21 protein-coding genes and 1 pseudogene are annotated in these 24,173 nt (G+C 52.5%); 10 read left to right on the forward strand and 12 right to left on the reverse strand.

Annotated elements, in window-relative coordinates; translation table 11 throughout:
• Nucleotides 1–52: 52 nt before the first annotated feature.
• From ACR02O_RS24135 to ACR02O_RS24150, 4 genes are all read right to left on the reverse strand, one after another.
• Nucleotides 53–3,196: an efflux RND transporter permease subunit gene (locus ACR02O_RS24135; protein ID WP_319960991.1), complete on the reverse strand. Its 3,144-nt coding sequence runs from the start codon at nt 3,194–3,196 to the stop codon at nt 53–55.
• Nucleotides 3,189–4,625, reverse strand: coding sequence for an efflux RND transporter periplasmic adaptor subunit (locus ACR02O_RS24140; RefSeq protein ID WP_256612521.1), 1,437 nt, complete (start codon nt 4,623–4,625; stop codon nt 3,189–3,191). The genes ACR02O_RS24135 and ACR02O_RS24140 overlap by 8 nt, the downstream gene beginning before the upstream one ends.
• Nucleotides 4,618–5,871 (reverse strand): TolC family protein, encoded by a 1,254-nt coding sequence (locus ACR02O_RS24145; RefSeq protein ID WP_256612523.1) that lies wholly within the window; start codon nt 5,869–5,871, stop codon nt 4,618–4,620. Before ACR02O_RS24145 ends, ACR02O_RS24140 begins: the two co-directional genes overlap by 8 nt.
• Nucleotides 5,872–6,023: 152 nt before the next feature.
• A complete protein-coding gene (locus ACR02O_RS24150) occupies nt 6,024–6,386 on the reverse strand; it encodes a hypothetical protein (protein ID WP_256612520.1) in 363 nt (120 codons plus the stop codon).
• Nucleotides 6,387–6,521: 135 nt separating this feature from the next.
• Between ACR02O_RS24150 and ACR02O_RS24155 the strand changes: the two genes are divergently transcribed.
• The 3 genes and pseudogenes from ACR02O_RS24155 (at nt 6,522) to ACR02O_RS24165 (ending at nt 8,197) form a co-directional block, all read left to right on the forward strand.
• Nucleotides 6,522–6,932 (forward strand): MerR family DNA-binding protein, encoded by a 411-nt coding sequence (locus tag ACR02O_RS24155; protein ID WP_444512422.1) that lies wholly within the window; start codon nt 6,522–6,524, stop codon nt 6,930–6,932.
• Between the two features lie 97 nt (nt 6,933–7,029).
• Nucleotides 7,030–7,739, forward strand: a pseudogene (locus ACR02O_RS24160) (MerT/CopZ fusion-like heavy metal transport selenoprotein).
• Nucleotides 7,740–7,756: 17 nt separating this feature from the next.
• On the forward strand, nt 7,757–8,197 hold the full coding sequence (locus ACR02O_RS24165; protein ID WP_256612516.1) for a putative iron-sulfur cluster-binding metallochaperone: 441 nt from the start codon (nt 7,757–7,759) through the stop codon (nt 8,195–8,197).
• Nucleotides 8,198–8,313: 116 nt separating this feature from the next.
• Here the strand turns inward: ACR02O_RS24165 and ACR02O_RS24170 are convergent, their stop codons facing one another.
• The 7 genes from ACR02O_RS24170 to ACR02O_RS24200 all read right to left on the reverse strand — a co-directional run bounded on the left by ACR02O_RS24170 (nt 8,314) and on the right by ACR02O_RS24200 (nt 18,819).
• A complete protein-coding gene (locus tag ACR02O_RS24170; RefSeq protein ID WP_064023824.1) occupies nt 8,314–9,219 on the reverse strand; it encodes a DNA-binding protein in 906 nt (301 codons plus the stop codon).
• A 246-nt stretch (nt 9,220–9,465) separates the two neighbouring features.
• Nucleotides 9,466–9,789, reverse strand: a complete 324-nt coding sequence (locus tag ACR02O_RS24175; RefSeq protein WP_444512348.1) for a hypothetical protein — start codon at nt 9,787–9,789, stop codon at nt 9,466–9,468.
• A 49-nt stretch (nt 9,790–9,838) separates the two neighbouring features.
• Nucleotides 9,839–12,070 carry a heavy metal translocating P-type ATPase gene (locus tag ACR02O_RS24180; RefSeq protein ID WP_444512349.1) on the reverse strand — a complete coding sequence of 744 codons (2,232 nt, stop codon included), beginning with the start codon at nt 12,068–12,070 and terminating at the stop codon, nt 9,839–9,841.
• 96 nt (nt 12,071–12,166) lie between these two features.
• Nucleotides 12,167–15,349, reverse strand: coding sequence for a CusA/CzcA family heavy metal efflux RND transporter (locus tag ACR02O_RS24185; protein ID WP_427551957.1), 3,183 nt, complete (start codon nt 15,347–15,349; stop codon nt 12,167–12,169).
• A gap of 18 nt (nt 15,350–15,367) precedes the next feature.
• Nucleotides 15,368–16,915 carry an efflux RND transporter periplasmic adaptor subunit gene (locus ACR02O_RS24190; protein WP_444512350.1) on the reverse strand — a complete coding sequence of 516 codons (1,548 nt, stop codon included), beginning with the start codon at nt 16,913–16,915 and terminating at the stop codon, nt 15,368–15,370.
• Nucleotides 16,912–18,102 (reverse strand): TolC family protein, encoded by a 1,191-nt coding sequence (locus ACR02O_RS24195; protein ID WP_494523509.1) that lies wholly within the window; start codon nt 18,100–18,102, stop codon nt 16,912–16,914. The genes ACR02O_RS24190 and ACR02O_RS24195 overlap by 4 nt, the downstream gene beginning before the upstream one ends.
• 261 nt (nt 18,103–18,363) lie before the next feature.
• On the reverse strand, nt 18,364–18,819 hold the full coding sequence (locus ACR02O_RS24200; RefSeq protein WP_444512352.1) for a hypothetical protein: 456 nt from the start codon (nt 18,817–18,819) through the stop codon (nt 18,364–18,366).
• Between the two features lie 504 nt (nt 18,820–19,323).
• Between ACR02O_RS24200 and ACR02O_RS24205 the strand changes: the two genes are divergently transcribed.
• The 7 genes from ACR02O_RS24205 to ACR02O_RS24235 all read left to right on the forward strand — a co-directional run bounded on the left by ACR02O_RS24205 (nt 19,324) and on the right by ACR02O_RS24235 (nt 23,845).
• Nucleotides 19,324–19,551: a hypothetical protein gene (locus tag ACR02O_RS24205; RefSeq protein WP_064023823.1), complete on the forward strand. Its 228-nt coding sequence runs from the start codon at nt 19,324–19,326 to the stop codon at nt 19,549–19,551.
• 319 nt (nt 19,552–19,870) lie between these two features.
• Nucleotides 19,871–20,119 carry an AbrB/MazE/SpoVT family DNA-binding domain-containing protein gene (locus tag ACR02O_RS24210; protein WP_064023821.1) on the forward strand — a complete coding sequence of 83 codons (249 nt, stop codon included), beginning with the start codon at nt 19,871–19,873 and terminating at the stop codon, nt 20,117–20,119.
• On the forward strand, nt 20,119–20,457 hold the full coding sequence (gene mazF, locus ACR02O_RS24215; protein WP_064023820.1) for an endoribonuclease MazF: 339 nt from the start codon (nt 20,119–20,121) through the stop codon (nt 20,455–20,457). The genes ACR02O_RS24210 and mazF overlap by 1 nt, the downstream gene beginning before the upstream one ends.
• A gap of 393 nt (nt 20,458–20,850) precedes the next feature.
• The gene (gene bet, locus ACR02O_RS24220) at nt 20,851–21,873 is read left to right on the forward strand and encodes a phage recombination protein Bet (RefSeq protein WP_444512353.1); all 1,023 of its coding nucleotides are present in this window, start codon (nt 20,851–20,853) and stop codon (nt 21,871–21,873) included.
• A gap of 90 nt (nt 21,874–21,963) precedes the next feature.
• On the forward strand, nt 21,964–22,311 hold the full coding sequence (locus ACR02O_RS24225) for a hypothetical protein (RefSeq protein ID WP_082889552.1): 348 nt from the start codon (nt 21,964–21,966) through the stop codon (nt 22,309–22,311).
• Entirely contained in the window at nt 22,308–23,306 is a 999-nt protein-coding gene (locus ACR02O_RS24230) for a YqaJ viral recombinase family nuclease (protein WP_064028481.1), read from the forward strand. Before ACR02O_RS24225 ends, ACR02O_RS24230 begins: the two co-directional genes overlap by 4 nt.
• Before the next feature lie 308 nt (nt 23,307–23,614).
• On the forward strand, nt 23,615–23,845 hold the full coding sequence (locus ACR02O_RS24235) for a hypothetical protein (protein WP_054758400.1): 231 nt from the start codon (nt 23,615–23,617) through the stop codon (nt 23,843–23,845).
• A 14-nt stretch (nt 23,846–23,859) separates the two neighbouring features.
• On the opposite strand, the gene ACR02O_RS24240 is transcribed toward ACR02O_RS24235, so the two are convergent.
• Entirely contained in the window at nt 23,860–24,096 is a 237-nt protein-coding gene (locus tag ACR02O_RS24240) for a hypothetical protein (RefSeq protein WP_054758403.1), read from the reverse strand.
• Nucleotides 24,097–24,173: the final 77 nt, after the last annotated feature.

Raw genomic sequence — 24,173 nt, forward strand, 5'->3', positions numbered from 1 at the left:
AAATTCTCCGTGAGCCTAACCAATTGATGAAAGCATCAGTAACCTCTCAAGACTATGAGGTTCGAAACCGTTCTTGAAACTGCAACACCAGGCTGTAAATCACCGGGAACACCAAAAGGCTTAATATCAACACGGTCAGCATGCCGCCCAACGCGGGGGCGGCAATGCGTTGCGTCACATCCGCGCCGGTGCCGGTCGCCGTCATGATGGGTATCAAACCGATGATGTTGGCCAGCGAGGTAATCGCGACCGGCCGGACGCGTAATGCCGTCGCGGCTTCGCTGGCCACTCGGATTTCCTCGCCGGTCAAGGGCGCCTGTTTTTGCGCCCTGAGCTTATCGATTTCAATATCGATAAAGCTCAGCACCATCACCCCGGTTTCCGCCGCCGTACCCGCCAGCGCGATCAGTCCGACATAGACGGTAATCGACAGGTTATAGCCCAACCAATAGACGAACCAGATACCACCGATCAGGCTAAAAGGAATCGCCAGCATCACGATGGTGGGTTCGGTGATGTTTCGAAAGGCGGTGTATAGCAGAATAAAAATCAGCAGTAGCGTGATGGGTATCACGATGCGTAGCCTTTCCGCGGCCCGCTGCATGTATTCGAACTGGCCCGACCAAGTGACGGTATAACCGGCGGGCAACGTGACTTTTTCGGCCAAGGCCTTTTTCGCCTGCTCCACATAACCGCCGATGTCCGAGGTTTTTAGGTCGACATAAATCCAGGCATTGGGCCGTGCATCCTCTGTTTTGATCACGTCGGTACCGCGCTTGAAATCGATGTTCGCCACCGCCGTCAACGGGATTTGGCTACCGGTCGGCGTCGGAATCAGCACCCGCCGTAAAGCTTCCGGATTGTCACGCAAATCGCGCGGATACCTGAGATTGACCGGATAGCGCTCCAGACCTTCGACGGTCTCGGTGATGTTCATGCCGCCAATCGCGCTTTGGATTACATCCTGTACGTCGCCGACCGTTAAGCCGTAACGCGCGGCCGCTTCGCGGTTGATGTCGAAATCCAGGAAATAGCCGCCGACCGCCCGGTCGCCATAGGCCGACAGAGTGTCCGGCAAGGTTTTCATGGCCTGTTCGATTTGCAGCGACAGGGATTGCAGCACGTTCAGGTCGGGACCGGAGACCTTGATGCCGACCGGGGTCTTGATGCCGGTGGACAGCATGTCGATGCGAGTCTTGATGGGCATGGTCCAGGCGTTGGCTAAACCAGGGAAATGGATAGCCTTATCCATGTCATCCATTAGTTGCCGCGTGGTCTTGTTCGGGTCGGGCCACTGTTCTCTTGGCTTTAACTTAATGGTGGTTTCCACCATCATCAACGGCGCGGCATCGGTGGCGGTTTCCGCCCGACCGATCTTGCCGAACACATGATGCACTTCCGGAAAGGTCTTGATGATCTTGTCGGTCTGTTGCAAGACTTCCCTGGCTTTGGTGATGGAGATGCCCGGAAAGGTGGTGGGCATGTATAAAATATCGCCTTCATCCAGGGGCGGCATAAATTCACTGCCCAATTGGGATAAGGGATAAAAGGTCGAGGCCATCAACAGCAGCGCCACGACCAGCGTGGCACCTCGCCAGCGCATCGCTATTCTTAAGACCGGCGAATGAATGGCATGCAAAATCCGATTAATCGGATTTTTTTGCTCGGGAATGATCTTGCCGCGCACGAAATACCCCATCAACACCGGCACCAAGGTGATGGTCAAGATCGCGGCGGCCGCCATCGCATAGGTTTTGGTGTACGCCAATGGGCTAAATAGTCGGCCTTCCTGCGCTTCCATGGTAATAATCGGCAGGAAGGACACGGTAATCACCAGCAAGGACGAAAACAAACCGGAGCCGACTTCGCGGGACGCATTGCCGATGGCTTCCCAGCGTTCCTGTGAAGTCAACTTGGCTTGTTTTTTCTCGGCCGCTTCGGCCAGGTGTTTATGAGCGTTTTCCACCATCACCACGCCGCCATCAACCATGTCGCCGATGGCCAGCGCGATGCCGCCCAAGGACATGATGTTGGCGTTCATGCCTTGCCATTTCATCACGATAAAGGCCATCAGGATGCCTAGCGGCAGGGTGATGACAATCACCAGGGACGAACGCAAATGCAGCAAAAACAAGGCGACCAAGGCGCAGACGATGATCAGCTCCTGGCTCAGCGCCTCTTTCAAGGTGTCCACCGCCCTCTCGATCAAACTGCCCCGGTCATAGACCGGGACGATTTCCACACCTGCCGGCAGGCCTTTTTTCAGTTCTTCCAGCTTCGCACGTACATCTTCAATGGTTGCCAGCGCATTTTCGCCGAAGCGCATGATCACCACGCCGCCGGCCACTTCGCCTTCGCCGTTGAGTTCGGTGACGCCGCGCCGCAGCTCCGGACCGATCTGCACGTGGGCGACATCCTGCAAGCGAATCGGCGTGCCGTTGGCATCGACGCCCACCGGTATGGTGTTCAGGTCGTCGATGGATTTGATATAGCCCAAGCCCCTGACCATGTACTCGGTTTCGCCGAGCTCGAGTAAACGGCCGCCCACGTCGTTGTTTGAGCGTTTGATGGCCATCATCACGGTGGATAACGGGATCTCATAGGCCTGCAACGCATTGGGATCGACTTCCACCTGATATTGCTTGACGTAGCCACCGACCGAGGCGACTTCCGACACACCGGGCACGGTTTGCAGTGGATAGCGCAGATACCAGTCCTGGATGGATCGTAACTGAGCCAAATCATGTTTGCCGGTCTTGTCCACCAAGGTATATTCATAAACCCAGCCGACGCCGGTGGCATCCGGCCCTAATGCTGGCGTGACGCCTTGCGGCAGGCGGTTTTTCACATAGTTGAGGTATTCCAGCACCCGCGACCTGGCCCAATACATATCGGTGCCGTCTTCGAAAATCACGTAGACGAACGACAAGCCAAAGAACGAATAACCGCGCACCACCTTGGCATGCGGCACGGCCAACATCGCGGTGGTTAAAGGATAAGTCACCTGATTTTCGACCACCTGCGGCGATTGGTCGGCGTAATCGGTGAAGATGATCACCTGTACATCCGATAAATCCGGTATGGCATCCAGCGGCATGTTTTTAAACGACCAAATTCCGCCGATGGCCAGGATAATTGCCCCCAGCAATACCATGAAGCGGTCCTTCAAGACGCTATTGATGATGAAATCAGTCATGGCGATGCGCTCCCTGCTCGGTCTGCAAGCGAGTCGGTTCGGACGCCGGCGTCGCCGAAGGCTCCAGCATTTTCGACGTGGCTTCGTTCAGCTTGGATTCGGAATCGATCAAAAATTGCGCCGAGGTCACCACTTCCTCGTCGGCATCGAGGCCCTGAAGAATCGAGACATCGCCGTTGGACGCCAAACCGACTGTCACCGGGCGAGGTTCAAACTTGCCGGGGGCTCGTACCACGAAAACTTGAGTATGCGCACCGGAACGAACCACCGCTTCCGAGGGTATCACGATGGCATCCACCTGTTTACCGGCCAATATCGTCACTTCGGCAAACATATCGGGTTTTAACAGCAGACCGGGATTATCGAAGGCCAGACGCACCTTGATCGTCCGAGTCTTGGCTTCGGCATACGGATAAATAAACGTCAGATGGCCTTTGAAGGTGCGACCCGGAATGCCGGCCAATTGCATGTCAACCGGATCGCCTTCTTTCACCCACGGCAATTCGTACTCGTAAATTTCGGCATATACCCAGATTTTAGACAGGTCGGCGATCATGTACAGCTCGGTTTCCGGCGTGACGTATTGGCCTTCACGAGCGCCGATGTTGATGACGATACCGTCCGCCGGCGTATGGATATGCAGGCTTTTTTTGATGGCTCGGCTATCGGTCAATTCATGCAGTTGATGTTCGGGCACATCCAGCAATTTCAAGCGTTCGCGGGAGCTCTTCACCAAGTCTTCCGCACCGCGACGGATGTCTTCGATGGGGCTTCTTTCCAGAACTTTGAGATTATTGATGGCCAACACGTATTCCTGTTGGCTGGCCACTAATTGCGGGGAATAAATGCTCAACAGCTCTTCATTTTTCTTGACCAGTTGCCCGGTTTTATCGGCACGTAGCGTTTCAATCCAGCCTTCGGTTTTGGGATGCAGCCGAACGATATGCTCTTCGTCATACGCCACACGGCCTACGGCTCTGACCACATGCGAGAGCAAGGTTTTTTTTGCCCGCGCGGTCCGCACGCCGATGTTTTGCACCGTCGCCGCATCAATTTTAACAGTGCCCGCTGACGCGTCCTTTTGAGTCTCGTCCTCGGCATACACAGGCAGATAATCCATCCCCATATTGTCCTTAGCGGGTACCGGCGACGTCACCGATGGATTCATCGGATTGCGGTAAAACAAAATTTTGGGTTGTTTGGGCGCATTATCCTCGGTATAAACCGGTACGTAATCCATGCCCATGGCATCCTTGGTTGGCACCGGGGACGTTACCGATGGATTCATGGCACTTCTGTAAAATAATGGCTTTCTGCCCTCTGCTGGTTGAACCGCCGATTCCTGTTTAGGTTGCTGAGCCAGCCAATAGCCGCCCGCCAAGCCTATCCCCAAGGTCACCGTGGCGGTTAATAACAATTGCTTATTCATAAATTTCGTCCTCGCCAACATTCGCGCACAGTTGCGCCAGTGCTTGTTGGGCTTCCGTGAAGGCTTTCCAGTATTGGGTTTCGTATTCGAACAAGGTGATCTGGCTACGTACCAGATTCAAAAAATCGACTTTGTTGACCTGATAACCGGCCAGCATTGAGGCGACGGTTTGCCGGGCCTGCGGAATGATGCCGGTATCGAACAACACGAATTGCTGTTTGGCCCGCTGGTAATCGCTGTGACTTTGGGTAATTTCAGAACGAACCGCGTTCCATCGATCTTGCAGTGCGTAGCGTTGTTGCATCAATTCGCTGGTACGCTGATCGACGGCTTTGGCTTGCTTGCTGGCGGCAAAAATCGGCACGTTCATGCTGACGCCCAGGCTCAGCAAATCCGAACGTCTGGTGCCGTCGAGCATGTTGTTGCGTGCACCATAGGCCGCTTCGACGTTGAAGTCCGGTAGAAAATCTTTATGTGCCAGTTCCAGCTTGGATTGCGCCGCATGGATGCCTTGTCGGTCGCTTTCCAACATCGGTCTTGAGACTTCCGCTTGTTGATAAAGCCGGTCTTCGGGTTTAATTTCCGGCAAATTCAAGGCGAGTTGCGCCGGTAATTGCAGCCAATGGTTGGCGGGTTGATCCAACAGTGCATTGAGTTTGGCGACGGTACTGCGCCGCATGCCATTAAGGTTGATTTTCTGATCCAACAGCTTGGAGAGTTCCAGTTGGGCTAGCAATACGTCCTGTTGCAAACCTTCGCCCACTTCGTATTTGCTGCGGGCGATATCGACGAACTGCTGCAATAACTTGTGATTGTTATCGACGATCTCCACCGTCCGATCCAGATAAAAAACCTGCCACCACAGGGTTTTGACGTCGCTCAACAGACGCAGGCGCAACTCATCGGCATTCAGTGTAGCGGCTTCCGCTTCATACAGCGCTGCCTGCTCGCGTAGCGCCAGTTTGCCGGGAAAGGGAATCCCCTGGGAAAGCCCGAAACCGATTTGCGTCATGTCTTCTTGCCGCGTGCTAAAGCTATTAGTCGGCAAACTCATCGCGTTGAAGGTGATTTGCGGGTCGGGCAGGCTGCCTTCCTGCGACGGAATGGCGGCCATCGCCTTGGCACGGGCCAAGGTTTGCGCCAGATCAGGATTGTCCTGAATGACTTTTTGAGTGGCCGCCTCAAGCGTCAATAGCGGTTGCTCATCTGCGTTGGCCAGGCGGCAGACGATAAACAGCGTCGCCATCAGCAGACGCCTTGATCGAAAAAAGGATGTCATGATGATCCTCGTAAACTCGTGATAACCATGACGAACAAAAATCAGCCGGACTTTGGCCGATGTTGATCGTCATAAGGGCGGTGATTATTTCTTACAGCGAAACACCACCGTTGAACGGCTTAGAGGCTAAAAATCGGCGGTTTTATGTCGGGAGGTGCAAGAAACGAGGCGGAATTAGGTTTTTCCCCAAAGCCATAGCTATTGGACACCTGGATTGGAATAAACCTAAAAGATGACGTGATCCCGCAATCCACGCAAACATGAAAGCTGCAACTGGCCAAGTGCGGTTTGGCTGTGGCGGACTGGCAATGATCGGCGTGTGTGGAGGCCGAAACTCCTTCATCGCCCATTTCATCGGCAACGACAACCATTTGCGCAACCGATAACTGGCTGGTGAGTGCAGAATAATGAGCAAACGCCACCACTACAGGCATGATAGCCATGAGCACTAATAGAATGGTGGTGAGGCGATGTTGCATCATATTTGCCAGAGTCTAACTTATCTATATCATTGTAGATGAAATTTTTCATTATTGACGTCATAAAATCTGGACGCCTAAAGGCTAGCGATTGGAAACTGCATGACAATAAAACCCTTTGATCTAAGGCTCAATAAAATGCCGGCTTTGACCATAGGCAAACTTGCCAAACAAACCGAAGTCAGCATCGAAACCATCCGTCACTATCAACGTATCGGTTTGCTGACAGAGCCAGCGAAACCCGATAGCGGCTATCGAGTTTATTCCGCTGATGCTATTGCCCAGATACGTTTTATCAAACGCGCTCAACAGGCCGGATTTACCTTAAAAGAAATTGCTGCCTTACTAGCCCTTGATGGGGCGCACTGTGCTGATGTTCGGCAACTCGCCGAGCAAAAATACCAGCAGATCGATCGACAAATCAGGGATTTAACGGCACTGCGTCAGGTATTGGAAAGCCTAGTCAACGACTGTCAGCAGACAGCTCCAGCCGCACGTTGCGCTATTCTCGATGCGTTTAGCGATGATGACGCATCAACCAACCTCTAATTTTAAGTAAGACACCACCGCCTACTTGACTCTGTTCTAAACAACAGGGTTTAGACTCCTTGCCAACATTGAGCATGGTTTGGCTTAGGAGATTGCTATGAATACAGACCCTGAAACGTCCTTAAAAACCCCATCATGGTTGGGTATCGGCGCCCTTTTGGCCGCTGTAGGGGCTTCGGCCTGTTGTGTTGGGCCATTTTTGCTGCTGTCATTGGGTATTGGTGGTGCGTGGATCAGCGCGTTGACGGCTATGGAACCGGCCCGGCCATTTTTCATTGTCATGGCCCTGATTTTTATAGTACTCGGCTATCGAAAGCTCTATCTAACGTCTGATCGCTGTAATGCGGGTGAAATATGTGCCACATCAGACAACCAACAACGACAGCGCCGATTGTTCTGGCTGGGTTCCGCATTCATTTTGATACTGCTGGCCTTTCCCTGGTTAGCGCCTTTTTTCATGACTTGAGAGGGCTCGATATGACAATTAATTCCGGATTGTTACTGGTAAGTTTGTTGTTACCGGCCACATTATGGATGCCAATGGCCTATGCTGAAACCACAGTGGTACAGCCAAACCAACAACAAACGGTGACACTGAAGTTAGAGAATATGACCTGCGCTATGTGCACAGTCACCATAAAGAAAGCCTTGCAGAAAGTCGAAGGCGTACAAAAAGTGGCTGTCGATTACGATTCAAAAACAGCCACGGTCACCTTCGATAGCAAGAAAACCGATAGTGCAGCCTTGATCAAAGCCACGACAGATGCCGGTTATCCGGGTTCTCTCGTCACACCTATTATTCGGTAAGGCCGAGGATAGCGTCTATGTCTAATTGCTGCGGCTCCACCAAAACCAAGCAGATTTGTTCTGAATGCGGTTCCTCGTGCAAAAGCGTCGGCATACTCACGCTGTATCATCAGGTACGGTTTCCCGAGAACCAGTCAATCGTTACCGACAGCTATTATTTTTGCCCGGCAAAAACATGCCCGATTGCCTACTTTTCCAACGCCGGCAACACCATCCCCAAACAGCATTTGCGAAGCTATCAATCGATTCGGAACGATGCGCTTTGTTATTGCTTTGACATAGATACCGCGCAGTATTTATCGGCGTTAAAAGATCAACGTGCAGAACCGATCAAAGCTTTCGTCATGCAACGCACTCAAGCCGGGGAATGTGCTTGTAAAATTAGAAACCCATCAGGCCAATGCTGTTTAGCGAATTTCAAGCGTTTAGAAAATGAGCACAATACAGATGTCAAATGATCGCTATAAACCAGCCGTTCGGAGAAACTGATTTTGTATTTTTCACAGACCGCTTTTGGCCGGTTGGTTGAGATCGTCAACGGCGACTTTTCAGGCCCCCGGTTCAGCGCAATTAACTAATTACCAATAGCTTTCATTAACTGTTCGACCTGTGTTTTCGTGGCCGTTAATTGGCCTGTTAGAAGCGCAACCTGTTCTCGCGCGTTGCCAGCCTCTGTTTTAGCGCGATCTGTTTCAGCTTCGAGCTTAATCAGCTTTTCGCCCATACGTTGAAGTTCCGCAGCGGCTCTTTGTCGTTCCTCCTTTCGCTGTTCCTCCGCGGTTTCCACTTTGGTCTGCAGTTTGGTCAACTCCGTTTTCAATTGGTCTCGCTCGGCTGCGATAGATTCGGCGGCTTGTTTCTGAGCCGTCACCTGTTGCCGCAGCCTGGCTTGCTCTGCTTCATGCTGTTCGGTTGCTGCCTGCGCGTTCTTCTCGACCGCCTCCAATCGTTCGCGCAAGGTAGCTAGCTCAACCGCCTGTAACTGGTTCGCGGCCTGCGCGTCGGTCAAGCGTTTGGTCAACTCCCCCACCCTGGCCTTCTCATCCGTCAGCATGGTCTCCAATTCATCGACCGCCTGCGAGGCATCAGCCAGCTCGCGCTCTGATTGGACTTGCTGTTCGCGCGCCGCTCGCAACACATCAGCTACCCGCCGCTCTTGGGTTTTGACCGCTCTGTCATTCAGTTCCAGCGCTAACACGTTAATTTTGTCGACCAACCCCTTGGTCAACACCGCCAAGCTTTCGGCCACTTCCAGCGGCAACTCGACGACGGGCTCCGAATTTGTCACCGCTTGAGTGGCATTGTGCCTGTCCCAAACCTCTTTGAGCCGCTTCGGATCGCCGCCGCCGGTTAGCTTGCGTAACGCAAATCCGGTGACATTCCGATTCGCCTTCGTCAACGCCTTACCGGCTTCGATAATTTGGTCGTCGGTAATATCGGCGGGGCGACCCAAACTGGATTCAAAGTCTTCTGCTTGCATGGCGAACTCCCATTCTGTCGAGTGACACTATTAATGAAAAACTGATCATTGATTTTTAAGCGAAATTTCACTATTTGCGTCACACTTCAGATGGGCTTTTGACACAATAAATGAAAAATTTCGGATTTTTTGCCACCAATAGTGAAAAATTACGCGGTTTAAAGAACGAACACATCAGAGATTGGGAGGATCATCGCCCAATCAGAGGCAATGCATAGATTTCCAGCCTTGCGCGAGGTGCTGCAACTAATGATTAGCTTCTTGCAACATCTCCGCCATGTCCCGATTTGCAATGACGGCCTGCTGGTAAAGATCAATCACTTCTTGACTGTGCGCTTTAAGATCGTTCGCATGTCTACCGTAAACATAGCGTTGTGACTCAAATTGGCTGAGAAATTTTTTGTGTTCCTCAATCTTGGTCTGCAACTCGTTCGCTTCGTCTTCGAAGTGTTTGGCTAGTGCTACATGCTGTATGGCTAGATCAGGAGCCATCGCATGCTGATCAAGGGTGCTACAGGCCGATAGTAAATATTGCGCCAATAAAAGGGTAATCAGAAATTTTGATTTCATGGTTTGTTCCAAAAGAAGTTTATAAATTGTTTCTATAGAGTTGTTCAGGCTATTTAAAGGAAACATTTTTGGGGTGTAGCAATCTCAAACCGTTGGCAACGACCAATAAGGAAGCGCCCATGTCAGCAGCTATGGCTTCCCATAAGGTCGCCACACCGGCAAAGGCCAAGACGGCGAACGCGGCTTTGATCGTCAGCGCAAACGCAATATTTTGTCGAATAATCGCCAGTGTTCTTTTGGAATGCCCGATCAGCCAAGGCAGTTTGGAAAGGTCATCGCCCATCAGAGCAATATCGGCTATTTCGATGGCCGCATCCGACCCTAACACACCCATGGCAATCCCCAGGTTGGCCCTTCCCAGCGCAGGGGCGTCGTTAACACCATCACCGATCATCGCTACCTGTCCATATTTCTCGACCATTTGACTGACGATCTCCACTTTATCGGCGGGCAATAATTCGGCGTGAACCTCATCGATGCCAATTTGGGCAGCGATATTATTGGCCGTCACCTGATTGTCACCGGTCAACATGGCTAAATGTCGGATTCCATTTTGTCTCAGAGCTTGCAAAATCGATTTGATTTCAGCGCGAGGCTGATCGGCAACGGCAATGAGGCCACAAATATGCCGATCATTGCCAATCGCAATCACAGTTTGCCCTGTTTGTTCAAGGGCAATCGCTTTTTCACTGATTTCCGGGATTTCTTGGCTACGTTCCAATAGATAACGACGCGATCCCAGCCAGAAATCCGTGCCATTAAATAATCCGGTTACACCTTTACCCGGTAGAACCTTCACATCGTCTGCGCTGGCCACGTTGATACCGAGTTTTTCCGTGTGGCGTAAAATGGCTTTTGCCAACGGATGATTGCTTCGCGCTTCCAGTGCGGCGGCGCGGCTTAACAGTTCTTCTTTACTATGACCATTAAAAGGATAAATACCCGTGACGATGGGCTCACCAGAGGTCAGCGTGCCGGTTTTATCAAAGGCAATCGCATTAAGATGGGCGGGTGTTTCAATATAAATACCACCTTTGATCAGAATGCCTTGTCGGGCTGCACACGCTAAGGCCGCGACAATACTGACCGGTGTCGAAATGACTAATGCACAGGGGCAGGCAATGACCAACAACACCAAGGCGTGGTAAAACCATTCGTTCCAGCCCCCTTCGAAAAATAACGGTGGAATGATGCACATGGCCAACGCCACCAGCATCACAGCCGGGGTATAAATACGCGCAAATTTCTCCACCCATTGCTCGACCTCGGCTCGTTTACCGTGGGCTTCGCCTACCAGACGGGTAATCTGTGCCAGGGTGGTATCCGAAACCAGCTTGGTGGACCGGATTTCCAATGTGCCTTCAACATTAATGCTTCCGGCAAATACCTCATCACTCACTTGCTTGGCAACCGGCATGCTTTCACCGGTAATCGGTGCCTGATTGACTGAACTGAAACCGGCAATTACGTTGCCATCCAGGGGGATTTTAGCGCCAGGTGCTAATATGAAACGGGTACCTATACTGACTTCTGCCGCTGGTACCACGCATTCCTGGCCGGTTTCATCCTTGATCGTCACCGTCGAGGGGGCTAAATCCAGCAAGGCTTCAACGGCATGCCGGGCACGGCCAATACTCCAGCTCTCAATCGCCAGAGACAGGGCAAATAGAAAACTGACCGTTGCCGCTTCAAACCATTCATCAATGAACATCGCACCGATAACCGCAATCGTCATCAGCAAATTCATATCCGCCCGTAAGCGTTTCAAGGCATAAAACGCCTTAACAATCACATGCCGAGCACCGCAAGTCACCGCTAAACCAAAGGCTATTTTTTCAGGCAAGGGCATCGCCTGCTGAGCATGGGCATTCAGTAAGCTATACAGATAGTGAGTGACCACCTCCCATTGCAGCGTTCCGTTTTTTGCCGAGCTGAAAACGGTTTGAATATCCACAAAGCCGCCGGCTATGGCGATATGAATCAGCATGCCGGCCACGATAAACAACCCGCTAAGCACGGTATAAACGGTCTTCGAACGGTGCAGTTGCTTGGCATCAGCATCGGCCTGACCTGCTTGCCAGCGAGCGGCCGTCATACCCGTTGCCGCAACGGCTTTGATGATGGTTTTTTCAGTCACGGGCTCGGCATCAGACAACAGTGTCATGCGCCCGTTTAAAACATCAAAGGCCAGTTTGTCACTGCCCCCCACTAGCGGGCCTATCGCGCTTTTCAACGTGGCGACCTCTTCGGCGCAATCCAGTCCCTCGATTTTGAACGTCATGCCACTCGACAAGTTTGATGCCGTTGGCGGGTGGTTATCCGGTTTCTCGCCAGGACAACAACAGGTTTTTTCTGATTGCTTGCAGGTACTCATCGTTTAATCCTCATTGGAATCAATCTGCGGAATTCCCGGTATCATGGGATTTACTGATTGGTCTTTGTGATGCGCGAGCCAGTATAGAATCGGTAATACCAACAAAGTCAGCATCGTTGACGACAGAATGCCGCCAATCACCACGGTGGCCAGCGGGCGCTGTACTTCTGCACCGGTACCCGTCGCAATGGCCATCGGCACGAAACCGAACGAGGCCACCAATGCGGTCATCAGCACTGGCCTAAGGCGTGTCAGAGCACCCTCTACAATCGCCTTATCCAGCGACATGCCTTCGTCGCGGAGGCTGCGGATAAAAGCGATCATCACCAGGCCGTTCAGTACTGCCACACCCGACAACGCGATGAAACCCACCGCTGCTGAAATCGACATCGGAATATCGCGCAACCAGAGCGCGACCAAGCCACCCGTCAAAGCAAAGGGGATGCCGCTGAATACCAGCAAACCGTCTTTGGCGTTGCCAAACATCATGAACAGGAGTGTGAAAACCAGGATTAGCGCCACAGGCACTACAATCTGTAAGCGATGGGCAGCCGATTGCAACTGCTCGAACTGTCCGCCCCAACTTGTCCAATAACCGGATGGAATTTTGACTTTTTGTTGCAGCTTTTGTTCGGCCTCGGCGACAAAGGAGCCAATGTCACGGCCGCGCACGTTGGCACTGATGACGATTCGGCGCTTGCCGTTCTCACGGCTGATTTGATTGGGACCAGGTGCCATTTCCAGGCTGGCCACTTCAGCCAGTGGAATATAGCTGGTTCGTCCGTCTCGGTTTTGCCCGCGCGGCAATGAGATCGGCAAGCGGTTGATGGCATCCAGATTGCTGCGCAGGTTCTCCGGCAGACGCACGATAATGTCGAAACGCCGGTCGCCCTCGAACAAGGTGCCGGCTTCGGTGCCACCAATCGCGGTCGCCACCGCATCCTGCACATCGCCCACGTTTAAGCCGTAGCGCGAGGTTTTATCCCGGTCGATATTAAGCGTCAGCATCGGCAAGCCGGTGGTTTGCTCGACTTTCACTTCGGATGCACCGGGAATCGCTGCCATGACCGCTGAAATTTCAGTCGCGGTATCATTCAATACATCCATATCATCGCCGAACACTTTAACCGCAACGTCGCTACGCACCCCTGAAATCAGCTCATTGAAGCGCAACTGGATAGGCTGGGAAAACTCGTAGAGGTTGCCGGGCAGTTTGTTGGCCGCCGCTTGTATCGCAGCCAGCAAGTCGTCTCGTGATTTATCGGGTTCAGGCCATTGCTCGCGTGGTTTGAGCATGATGTAACCATCCGAGATATTCGGCGGCATCGGGTCGGATGCGATTTCGGCGGTACCGGTTCGTGCAAATATCCGTTCGATTTCGGGAAACTGCTGCTTGAGAGCTTGTTCAATCTGTTGTTGCATGGCGACCGATTGCGACAAGCTGGTACCCGGAATACGCATTGCCTGAATGGCGAAATCGCCTTCATTCAAGCTCGGCACAAACTCGCTGCCCATCCGCGTCGCCAACAGGCCCGACAGAATCACCGCGACCACCGCCAGAGTAAGTATCACCGGCTTGTTGCTCATGACGCTATCCAGTACCGGCGCATAGATACGCTTGGCACTCAGCATCACCACATTTTCCTTTTCGGCGACTTTATCGCCGATAAACAGCGCCACAGCCGCCGGAATAAAGGTCACCGACAGTATCATGGCTCCCACCAAGGCAATGACCACCGTGAACGCCATCGGATGAAACATTTTGCCTTCCACCCCCGTCAGCGCAAAGATGGGCAAATACACGACCATGATAATCAACTGGCCAAATAACAGCGCTCGCCGCGCTTCTTTCGATGCCGTAAACACTTCATGAAAACGTTCACTACGTGATAGCGAACGTCCCTGCTGTTCCTGGGCATGGGCCAGCCTTCGCACACAGTTTTCGACAATCACCACCGCACCGTCGATAATCACACCAAAGTCGAGCGCCCCCAGACTCATCAAGTTGGCACTGACCTGATACGTCACCATGCCGGTGAAGGTGAACAACATTGATAACGGTATGACCATTGCAGTAATGATGGCCGCACGAATATTACCGAGGAACAGAAACAGAATCACGATGACCAGAATCGCCCCTTCGGTTAAGTTCTTCTTGACCGTATTGATGGCTTTATCGACCAATACTGTTCGGTCATAGACCGTCACGGCCTGCACCCCTTCGGGCAGCGTGCGGTTGATTTCCGTCATCTTTTTATCGACCGCTTGCGAGACGGCACGGCTATTCTGACCGATCAGCATAAAGACCGTGCCCAATACCATCTCTCGGCCATTTTCGGTCGCAGCGCCGGTGCGCAGTTCCCGACCGATTTCGACTTCGCCGACATCGCGAATGCGAATGGGCACGCCCTGGACATTGCCGAGAATGATGTTGCGAATATCCTCCATCGAATGCACTTGGCCCGGCGCACGAATGAGATATTGTTCGCCACGCTTTTCGATGTAACCGGCACCGACATTATTGTTATTGCGATCCAGCGCGGTGACAATATCTTGCAAAGTCAGGCCGTAGGACGCGAGTTTTTCCGGAATCGGTGCCACCTGATATTGTTTGGCGTAGCCGCCAATGGAATTGATTTCGGTGACACCCGGCACGTTGCGCAGCTGCGGTTTGATAATCCAGTCCTGGATTTCACGCAGATCGGTGGCGGTGTAAGGCGAACCGTCCGGTTTTTTGGCCCCCTCTTGGGCTTCGACTATCCAGAGATAGATTTCCCCAAGACCGGTGGAAATGGGACCCATCGCCGGCGTGATGCCGGCGGGCAGTTTATCCTTGGCTTCCTGAATACGTTGATTCACCAATTGCCGGGCGAAATAGACATCGGTGCCGTCCTGGAAAATCACCGTGACCTGCGACAAGCCGTAACGCGAAAGCGACCGGGTTTGTTCCAGATGCGGCAAACCCGCCATGACGGTTTCGATGGGATAAGTAATCCGCTGTTCGGTTTCTAAAGGCGAGTAACCCGGTGCCGTGGTATTAATTTGTACCTGAACGTTAGTGATGTCCGGCACGGCGTCGATGGGCAGAATCGAGTAATTGAAGATACCGAGTCCTGCCATACCGAGTACGGCCAGAATAACCAGCCAGCGATGCTCGATCGCTAAACGAATGAGTCGTTCAAACATGATGCGAACTCCTGGGGATCAATGCGAGTGCTCGGCACTGCTTTTGCCTTGCTCGGATTTAATAACGAAGCTGCCATTGACAGCGTATTCAGTACCGGGCATGAGTCCTGCCACGATCTCGGTAACTTTGCCATCCGATAGTCCGGTGGAGACCGGTTGAGCAATAAAGCCGCCGGGTACGCGAATAAAAATCGTCGGCTTGTTTTTGATCATCTGGATGGCATCGGCTGCAACCGCGACCGGCACTTCACTTTCCTTGGTAGGCAGTTCGACCGTGATAAACAATCCAGGTCGCCAGGCCATCTGCGGATTGTCCAGCGTCACGCGTGCCGTAGCGGTGCGGGTTAGTTCACCCATCAATGAGCCCACATAAGACAGCGTACCGGTCGCCGAAGAATCGAACGCCGTGGCCTTGATGTTGACCTGTTTACCGACCTGCACGACATTGAGATCCTTCGCCGATACGATAATTTCGGCCCAGACGGAGGATAAATCAGTAATGGTGAAGATACTGGCATCTTCCTTGACCGCTTCTCCCATGGCGATGTGTTTCTCGACCACCATGCCGTCGAACGGTGCGCGAATTTCGTAGCGGTTGAGTGCGCCGCTGCTGGCCGATACTGTGGGACTTGCGCCTAACGCTATCAATTTTTGTTGGGCATTATGGACGGCGATTTCCATTTCCCGCATCGCCTGCTGGGCTTGCAGGTAGTCCTGCTCCGCCGAGATTTTGTCCTCCCATAAGTGCTTTTCCCGCGCAAAGGTAGAGCGGGCTAACTCCAGTCGCCTTTGTGCCGACAACAATTCACTACGCTGCTCGGACAACGCCGTACTGGCAATCACGGCGATGACCTGGCCTTTTTTGACTTGCTGGCCCAGGTTCGCGGAAATGTTCTCCACCACACCGGCCAAACGCGGTACCACATGAGAAGTCTTATCTTCATTGAAGCGAATTTCACCCGGTAGGGTGACAGAGCTTATGATGTGCGCTGCACCTGCGCTCTGAATCGAGATACCAGTTTCGGCGATTTGCTGATCGCTCAAGGCTACTTTGCCTTCTTCTTTACTGAAAGCAAACTGAAACGTCTGACCATCATGCTTGGCCGTCACGTTCGCTTCAAAGACATGGGGCTCGTCGATAGCCTGACTACTCTGCCAATACGCTTTTTCAGGCTTAAACTCGATGCGCTGTTGCTCGCCGCTCGGGCGCTTCAGTTGCACGGAGAGTTGATCGGCAACTGGCTGAAGCGGTTTATCCTGATTGAACGGATAAACCCGTAAGCGCGGCTCACCGCCTTCCTCGCTGAGCAGGATTTCCAGCTTAAAGTCACCGTCGCTGTAAACGTCACCGCCGTGCGGGCCTTGAGTCTGCTTGGCTTCATCGGCATGTTCATGGCCATTATCGCCTTCGGTGCTATCGACTTTAGCCGCTGCCTGGCTTTCTTCGCCGTGTTCCTCACCTTCCGGCATCGATTTGTCGATGCTCAGAATAAATAGGCTGAGCAATAGGCCGACCACAATAATCGCGGCGATAGCGGTCCATTGTTTTTTGTTAATGGTGTTCATGGTGATACCTCGGGTTGGCTGTCCGCCACTGTTTCGTTCATATTGCTGCCGACCAAACGTTCCACGTTGGCCACGGACTTGTGATATTCGGCCAAGGCCAGTAAATACTGATTTTTGGCGCTAAACAGCGTGCGCTGTGCATCCAGTACGTCGAGAAAACCAAACTTACCCAAACGATAACCTTCGCAGGCGGCGTCATAAGCACTTTGGGCACCCGGTAAAATGTCTTGCTGCAAGGTGATGATTTCGGAATGAGCGGTATCCAAGGCCTGATAGGCGGTGTTCAATGCCGTGGCAATGCGTACCTCAGTGCTACGCAATTCCTCTTCTGCTTTGGTCAATCGATGCTCGGCTTCTTGAATACGGCCTTGATTGCGATCAAATACCGGCAATGGCACCGAAAAACCAACGACTAAGGCGTAATCATTAGGCATCAGATATTTACTGGCACCGACGGTCGCGGTGACATCCGGGACGGCTTTGGACTTTTCCATCGTGATGAGCGCCTGACGTTGGGTGATTTCGGTGGCCCAACGGGCTAAATCGGGATTTTTGGAGAGGCGTTGCGCCAATGAGTCCAGGGAAGTCGGTACCTGGATGTTTTCCAAATTACCGCTCACCGCCTCAAAACGCGGTGCCGTACTACCCCAGCCAGCGGCTAAACGTTTACGGGCCGCTTCCAGTTCTTTCTGGGCACGCATCAGCTCAATTTGCACCGAAGCGCGAGCAATTTTGGCCTTGGTTTCTTCAACGGGCGATACCTTGCCTGCCTGCACTCGCGCAGAGGTCGTGACCGTTGTCTGATTCGCCAATTCATGCGTTTGTTTTGTTAGCGCCAACCGTTGCTGGGCGGCCAACACGTCAATAAATGCCTGCGTAACCTGGGTGAGTACATCGGCTCGCTTGGTTTCGTAATCCCAATCGGCTAATTGTTTGGTCAGCGATGCCGCTTCCATGCGGGCGGTGCGCTTACCGCCCAATTCGATCAATTGGCTGAGTTCCAAGGTGACGACATCGCCATCGAAGCCCTTGATGACCTGATTACCAAAGTTCGCCGCATTGGCATTGAAGGTGGGATTGGGAAACAAACCCGCTTGGAGGGTGGCGGCTTCCTGTGCACGACTCTCCCAAGAAAAGGCCGAGAGTTCAGGATTCTGGGTTAACGCTAGGGCAAGCGCTTGAGACAAAACCAGGGAGCCGGTCGGTTCCTCAGCGATTGGATGATTAGGATCGTTTGAGGCCTGATCACTTAGCTGACCTGTTGATTGCGGGCTGTTTGTCGGGCTCGCATTGATCGGACCGGTAGTAATCATTAAACACAGTGCAACGCCAAGTGGCCGCACATAATTTGAGAACATGGAAAATTTCTCCGTAGCATAGAAGTAACGTCAGCACAGACACAGATGAACCTGCGCCTTCGGCTGGTGAGTTGCGGCTAGGAGAGGTGGCTAAATCAATAAAACGGTGCTGCGTAGCGCAAGCAGTCGGGAATCGGTAAACGGGGGGGCGAAAAATCCTGGCTGCCGAATAACGACTTTGGCATAAAGGACCAGAAGTGAGATCAGGAAAAATACCGGCAAAATCCCAATATCAATCGCTATTTTTGACAAATTCGTCAATTGTAAGGGAATGTGATCATCACCATCGATAGGGATGTCAGTGCAAGGCGACGAGCAGGGATCACTGTCATCGCTCGTAAGAGCATTGGTCTCATCGTTGAAACGAGTGACAGTATTTACACTAGCGAATTGGTCTTTTCCAGTTTTTTCTACAGCCACATGGCCATCAGCCCCAAAACACAGCACAAAGGCCGACACATCCCGATGTCCCAGGCCAAAATGACCGAGCACAGCAAGTATCAGCACAACAGAGAGCCATGTTTTAAAACGGAGTAGGGTAACCATTCCTTAAAAGGATACTCGCCATCCAAAATAATTCAAGCATTTAGGAAACAAACACCAGCGCGAGTGACCCTGAAAATCCCCCTGATTGCTTTAGCCTGGCTGTGCTGCCGGATTTTTTCATTATTTATGACATTAGTTTTTCACTAACTTGTCATTTTTTTCATTAATGGTGTCATTCGACACATTCGGAATCAACTGCGACGGCAGGAGTTTGACATATTAAAAGAAATAAAGAAAGTAAGAAAGAAAGTTAATTCCCACGCTTCACATCTCACACCATCCTGATTTGTCGGTTGCCACAAAAAGTGGAAAGAGTGTCAAATTAGTGAAAAACGAATGACACAAATAATGAAAGAACCAGGCCACCAGTGACTTGCTTATGCTTGCCTTCGATTTCGGTTGAATAGCTTGTCAAAGTTGCAACAATTGTAGCTACCATGTTGCAACATCGCTCGAACGTTGCCACAATGTGGCTACTGTTTTGAAATTGCTTCGGAGGCGATAATGAAATTTCGGGTACACGCGGTTCTTGGTAATTTAATGGCAGGCGCGGGCTTAGCTATCTTCGTACGGACATTGTTCTTCGCTGAAACAAGTGGTCACGGCCTTGGGCGTGGAGTTAATGCTTTCGGTATGTCGGTTCCGGCTATGATGCCGATCTTGGCGGCTCTTGGGTTAGTCATCATTGGCGGCACTATCTCGGCCATCAAAATTCGCATTAGGCGTGTTTGATTGGAGGAATTAATGCATGGCTAGATACACAGGCGCGGTGAGATTCGGTGACGGCGAGCTTCGGTACTTTGTGTTTGACGGTACAACAGACACCGCGAGGCGGAGATTGTATATATCGGACAGTGAAGCGTTCTCTGCGTGGGACACGATAATCGAAAATGATAAGAGCTGCGTTGCCTGCGATGACCAAGAAGTGGAGGTTATGCCGTATTTTTGCCACGGCGATCAACGCATTGCCTTCACTTCGATGGCAAGTAAGGACCGAACGCGATTAACCGGTATAACATCTGTAAATACGCTATTTGTGAGTGACAATTAGATGCACACCGAAATTAAAAAATGGGGTAATAGCGCCGTGGTTCGATTGCCGGCGGCGATGCTTGCACAGCTAAAGCTGGAAATCGGTTCGCCGGTCGAACTGACGGCTGATGATGGCGGGTTTCGTATTGTGCCGTCCACGGCTAAGCCTGTTTTCAAGTTGGACGAGTTGCTGGCTGGCATGACTTCCGATAATCGGCATGATTGCATTGACTGGGGGCCGGATGTTGGCCGAGAAGGTAACAATTAATGGCTGTATCGTACGTACCTGAGCGCGGGGATTTGGTGTGGATTGCGTTCGATCCTCAAGCAGGCCACGAACAAGCGGGGCGCCGCCCCGGCCTGGTCGTTACGCCGCGCACTTATAACGTCAAAGCCGGGTTGGCGTTGATTTGCCCTGTAACAAGTCGGGTTAAAGGATATCCGTTTGAGGTACCGTTACCGGACGGCGACCGTGTGAGTGGTGTGATATTGGCGGATCAGATTCGGAGTCTGGATTGGGCGGCGCGTCAGGCCGAAAAGATATCTATGGTGGACGGGGCGGTATTGGCCGAAGTCTTGGCCAAAATCGAGGCTCTTATTCAATAATTCAGCCCGTGGACCAGCTATTACCCTGCATTGTCTTCGGTAAGTCCAATAGTGGCTTGCTTCTGTTAAGGCTTCAGGGATATCGCCAAGCGTTTAACCATTCTACCGATTCTTCGAGCAACATGCTCAGGTACCCAGTCGCCGCTAAAATCCACTTCCACTTCGCAATTTCTTTTGTTATAAAGGCCACTAGTATTTAGCGTTAATCAACGCTGAAGATCCTGCAACAGCAGGCGCTCCGTCTTTAGGCGGCGGGAATCGATGTTCCCGTACTGAGTGCGTCAATCTCAGCTTTCAATCCATGCGTCATTCAAGACGCCTATACCACCCAACGGGGAACGATCCGATTCCCCAATGGGAGTCCGTCGTTCCCTTTTTTTAAGGAGAACGATTATGGCTCAAAGCAATCCCGGCAAACAAAAACCCGATACGCCTACTCGCCCGGCAATGCCGGATGCTGCGAAACAAACCTATGGCCTGACGGAGCAATCCTGGAAAGTGCTGACGGAAGTCACCTTTCCCACAGCCAAAACCGCAGAAGCCATCTTGATGGCTCTGGATTATTGCAAAACCCGAAAACTCGACATCTTCAAAAAACCGGTCCATATCGTCCCGATGTGGAGTACCGCTTTAGGTCGCAATGTCGAAACCGTCTGGCCCTCCATCACGGAAATTCAGACCACCGCGTCCCGAACCGGTGTTTGGGCTGGAATGGACCGTCCCGTGTGGGGCCCGGATGTCACCAAGACCTTTACCGGGCGCCACAAAGACGACAACGACCAATGGCAGGACGTCAATGTCAGCGTAACGTTTCCCGAATGGGTGGCGGTTACCGTGTACCGGATCGTCGGCGGCCAACGTTGCGCCTTTACCGAGGAAGTCTATTGGCTTGAAGCCTACAGCACGGCCGGCGGCAAAAACTCGCAAGTGCCTACCGCGATGTGGATCAAGCGCCCCAAAGGGCAATTGGCCAAATGCGGTAAAGCGGCGTCTTTGCGCGCGGCCTTTCCGGAAGAATGCGGTTATGCCGCCGAGGAAATGGACGGCAAAATCATCGATATCGACGGCTCCGATGTTATCGATATCGATCCGCCGGCCGAACCGACTACTGCGGCACCCGAGCAACAGCCTCAAGCTGAAGCCAAGCCGGAGGTGATCGATGCATCTAAGCTCCATCCAAATTTGATTAAGGCAGTTGCAACCCTGATTAAACGGACAAAAGATGCAAATGCATGGGCGGCGGCTGACGCATTCGTTAAGGACCGCTTTAAAGGCAACGACCTGATCTATGCCCGTGCGGAATTAGACAAAGCCAAACCGAAACCCGCGTTAACGCATAGCGAAGGCATGACTATGCCGCCGCTATCTACGAAAGACGCCGAGCTTAACAAGGCTCGTCAAGCACTCAGAAATTAAACCGATTTTCGGTTTTTCTCATTTACCCATCCAGGGCGTCATGATTCGCCCGGTGGGCTATTCGTGACGCTCTTCTCTTGGAGAACCGTCATGAATGAAATCACTACCTTCGATCAATCCCTCAACCGGATACCCAGCTTTACCGACTGGAGCCGTTACGACTCACCGACCGTCCTGCGCCGCTATGGGCCGGGATTTCTTGATAAAACGCTGGATCCGGACACGGAAACCCGGCTATTTCATCGCCGGCATTCCTACGCCGACTTGGTCAGTATCGCCGATACCTTCGGCGGCATCTGCACTCTATCGCCGGGTTGCACCTTGTTGCTATTCGACGATGTCCGTCTCGCACAGCGTTGCCACGCGGTGTTGAAACAACGCAAATTAGAAGGCTTGCTGCACGGCTGTCACATCCGGATCGACGGAGAGTTCGAATGAAAATCGTCGATATCGCCCAACGCAGCGATGCGTGGCGGCTATGGCGATCGCAAGGCGTAACCGCCAGCGAAGCGGCGATTATTCTGAACCGCTCGCCTTACAAAACGCCTTGGCGCTTGTGGGCGGAACGGGTCGGCATCGTCCTGGAAGCCAACCTCGACAACCATCCCTTGGTCCGTCGCGGCCGCGAACTGGAATCGAAGGCGGCGCAATGGTTCGAAGCCACGTGTGACGAACTGTTGTTGCCCTTGTGCGGCGAGTGCGATCAATACCCGTTGATCCGTGCCTCGTTCGACGGCATTACCGGTAACGGCGAACCCGTCGAAATCAAATGCCCGCATCCCAGCACCTACGAAAACGTGGTACAGGAACGTGAGCAGTCAGTTGCCTACCAATTGTATTGGGTGCAAATGCAGCAGCAGTTGTTGGTCGCCGATGCCAAAAGAGGCTATCTGTGCTTCTATCTCGACGACCAGCATGTCAAGGTGTTCGACATCGCGCGCGATGACACCTTTTTGGTGACTTTAATCAACGCGACCATCACGTTTTACGGTTGGGTCATCACCAAAAAAGAACCGCCGAAAGACCTGAAGCGGGATTTGTATTTGCCTGAAGGCGACGCCGAAATTCAATGGCATCAACTGGCGGCCGAATACCGTGCCCGGCAGAAGAAACTGGAGGCATTGAAAGCCGAAGCCATCCAACTGGCCGAACTGCAAGCCAAGACCGAAGCCCAGTGGGTAGAGCAAATGGCCGATTACGTCATCGCCGAACATTCCGGCGTGCGTGTCTGTCGAAGCGTCAGCCAGGGGGGTATCGATTACAAGGCGGCTTTAACGGCCCTGCTCCCGCAACTGACTGAGGCGGAGCTGGCCCCGTACCGAAAGGCTCCGGCCTCGCGGGTACGCGTGACGTGCCGAGACGACAATGGCAAAAACGCGCAAGTAGCGTTTGACCCGGATTCCTTGGCCGTGACGGAAAGCAGTTGGTTTTGAAAACACGTTAGCAACGAACGAACACTACCTCGGTAGTGTTCGTTTCTTTAAGTCGATTCAGGGCTTGTTTTAAGGGGTAAGCCAAGCCCTCAACCGACTTTTCTAGCGCTATCGTCATCGATACGCTGAAAATCCTGCAGAGCAGGCGTTCCGTCTTCAGGCGGCGATCAAGGCATATCCTTGGTGGTACCGGGTGCGTCAAACCCGGCTTCGTCCGGCCGTTGCTATCAACGGCCTATTTTATAACCCGAATGGGGCATCACGCCCTATCGGGCCATCGGTGCCCCCCTGATTGTTGGAGGTGCACTATGACAAAATCAGAAGCTGTTTGGCTGTTTTTAACCGATCTTAAGCACCGCCGGGATACTACCCGTCGCCTGTTCGAGATGGCTAAAACCGAGCCCACCCTGGTCACGACGTATATCGCGTCGTTGCCGGACAATTGGCAACACCGTGACGATCCCGAAGTCGACTTGCTCAAGCAGCTGCACGCAGTTGCGCTGACCGCGATCGCCGAACGTGCAGTGTCTGTCGGTTGAATGTCAACCGTAGGTTAACTGTCGGTCAACTGATCGAAAGTGACCTCGCCACGCATTAAAGGACTGCTACCCGTTTCCAACGCCTGCAGTAAATCGGCCAGGAACACCGGGGAGCACGCCTGAACCAAGGCGACATCGTACTCCGCTGTCGTTTTAATCGTATTGACCGCGTAACCGCGCCTGGCGTTGTTGCGTTGTAAGCGGCGAAATTCCGCTCGGGTCAATCGGACTTTACCCGCATGTTTGATCATGCAAACCTCGATCGGTGTTGATGTTTGATATCGTTTGATGATTACCCACCCCACCCAGGGAGACCTCTCCCGATGGG

The sequence above is a fragment of the Methylomonas sp. PHL2-19 genome (assembly GCF_059331595.1).

Bases quoted from the DNA above. Each gene is read 5' to 3' on its own strand.
- ACR02O_RS24190 (WP_444512350.1), bottom strand. From the start codon at position 16,915: ATGAACACCATTAACAAAAAACAATGGACCGCTATCGCCGCGATTATT.
- ACR02O_RS24180 (WP_444512349.1), bottom strand. From the start codon at position 12,070: ATGACGTTCAAAATCGAGGGACTGGATTGCGCCGAAGAGGTCGCCACG.
- ACR02O_RS24240 (WP_054758403.1), bottom strand. From the start codon at position 24,096: ATGATCAAACATGCGGGTAAAGTCCGATTGACCCGAGCGGAATTTCGC.
- mazF (WP_064023820.1), top strand. From the start codon at position 20,119: ATGGCTGTATCGTACGTACCTGAGCGCGGGGATTTGGTGTGGATTGCG.
- ACR02O_RS24235 (WP_054758400.1), top strand. From the start codon at position 23,615: ATGACAAAATCAGAAGCTGTTTGGCTGTTTTTAACCGATCTTAAGCAC.
- bet (WP_444512353.1), top strand. From the start codon at position 20,851: ATGGCTCAAAGCAATCCCGGCAAACAAAAACCCGATACGCCTACTCGC.
- ACR02O_RS24145 (WP_256612523.1), bottom strand. From the start codon at position 5,871: ATGGCGACGCTGTTTATCGTCTGCCGCCTGGCCAACGCAGATGAGCAA.
- ACR02O_RS24185 (WP_427551957.1), bottom strand. From the start codon at position 15,349: ATGTTTGAACGACTCATTCGTTTAGCGATCGAGCATCGCTGGCTGGTT.
- ACR02O_RS24170 (WP_064023824.1), bottom strand. From the start codon at position 9,219: ATGCAAGCAGAAGACTTTGAATCCAGTTTGGGTCGCCCCGCCGATATT.
- ACR02O_RS24150 (WP_256612520.1), bottom strand. From the start codon at position 6,386: ATGATGCAACATCGCCTCACCACCATTCTATTAGTGCTCATGGCTATC.
- ACR02O_RS24200 (WP_444512352.1), bottom strand. From the start codon at position 18,819: ATGGTTACCCTACTCCGTTTTAAAACATGGCTCTCTGTTGTGCTGATA.
- ACR02O_RS24165 (WP_256612516.1), top strand. From the start codon at position 7,757: ATGTCTAATTGCTGCGGCTCCACCAAAACCAAGCAGATTTGTTCTGAA.
- ACR02O_RS24135 (WP_319960991.1), bottom strand. From the start codon at position 3,196: ATGACTGATTTCATCATCAATAGCGTCTTGAAGGACCGCTTCATGGTA.
- ACR02O_RS24205 (WP_064023823.1), top strand. From the start codon at position 19,324: ATGAAATTTCGGGTACACGCGGTTCTTGGTAATTTAATGGCAGGCGCG.
- ACR02O_RS24155 (WP_444512422.1), top strand. From the start codon at position 6,522: ATGCCGGCTTTGACCATAGGCAAACTTGCCAAACAAACCGAAGTCAGC.
- ACR02O_RS24210 (WP_064023821.1), top strand. From the start codon at position 19,871: ATGCACACCGAAATTAAAAAATGGGGTAATAGCGCCGTGGTTCGATTG.
- ACR02O_RS24175 (WP_444512348.1), bottom strand. From the start codon at position 9,789: ATGAAATCAAAATTTCTGATTACCCTTTTATTGGCGCAATATTTACTA.
- ACR02O_RS24230 (WP_064028481.1), top strand. From the start codon at position 22,308: ATGAAAATCGTCGATATCGCCCAACGCAGCGATGCGTGGCGGCTATGG.
- ACR02O_RS24225 (WP_082889552.1), top strand. From the start codon at position 21,964: ATGAATGAAATCACTACCTTCGATCAATCCCTCAACCGGATACCCAGC.
- ACR02O_RS24140 (WP_256612521.1), bottom strand. From the start codon at position 4,625: ATGAATAAGCAATTGTTATTAACCGCCACGGTGACCTTGGGGATAGGC.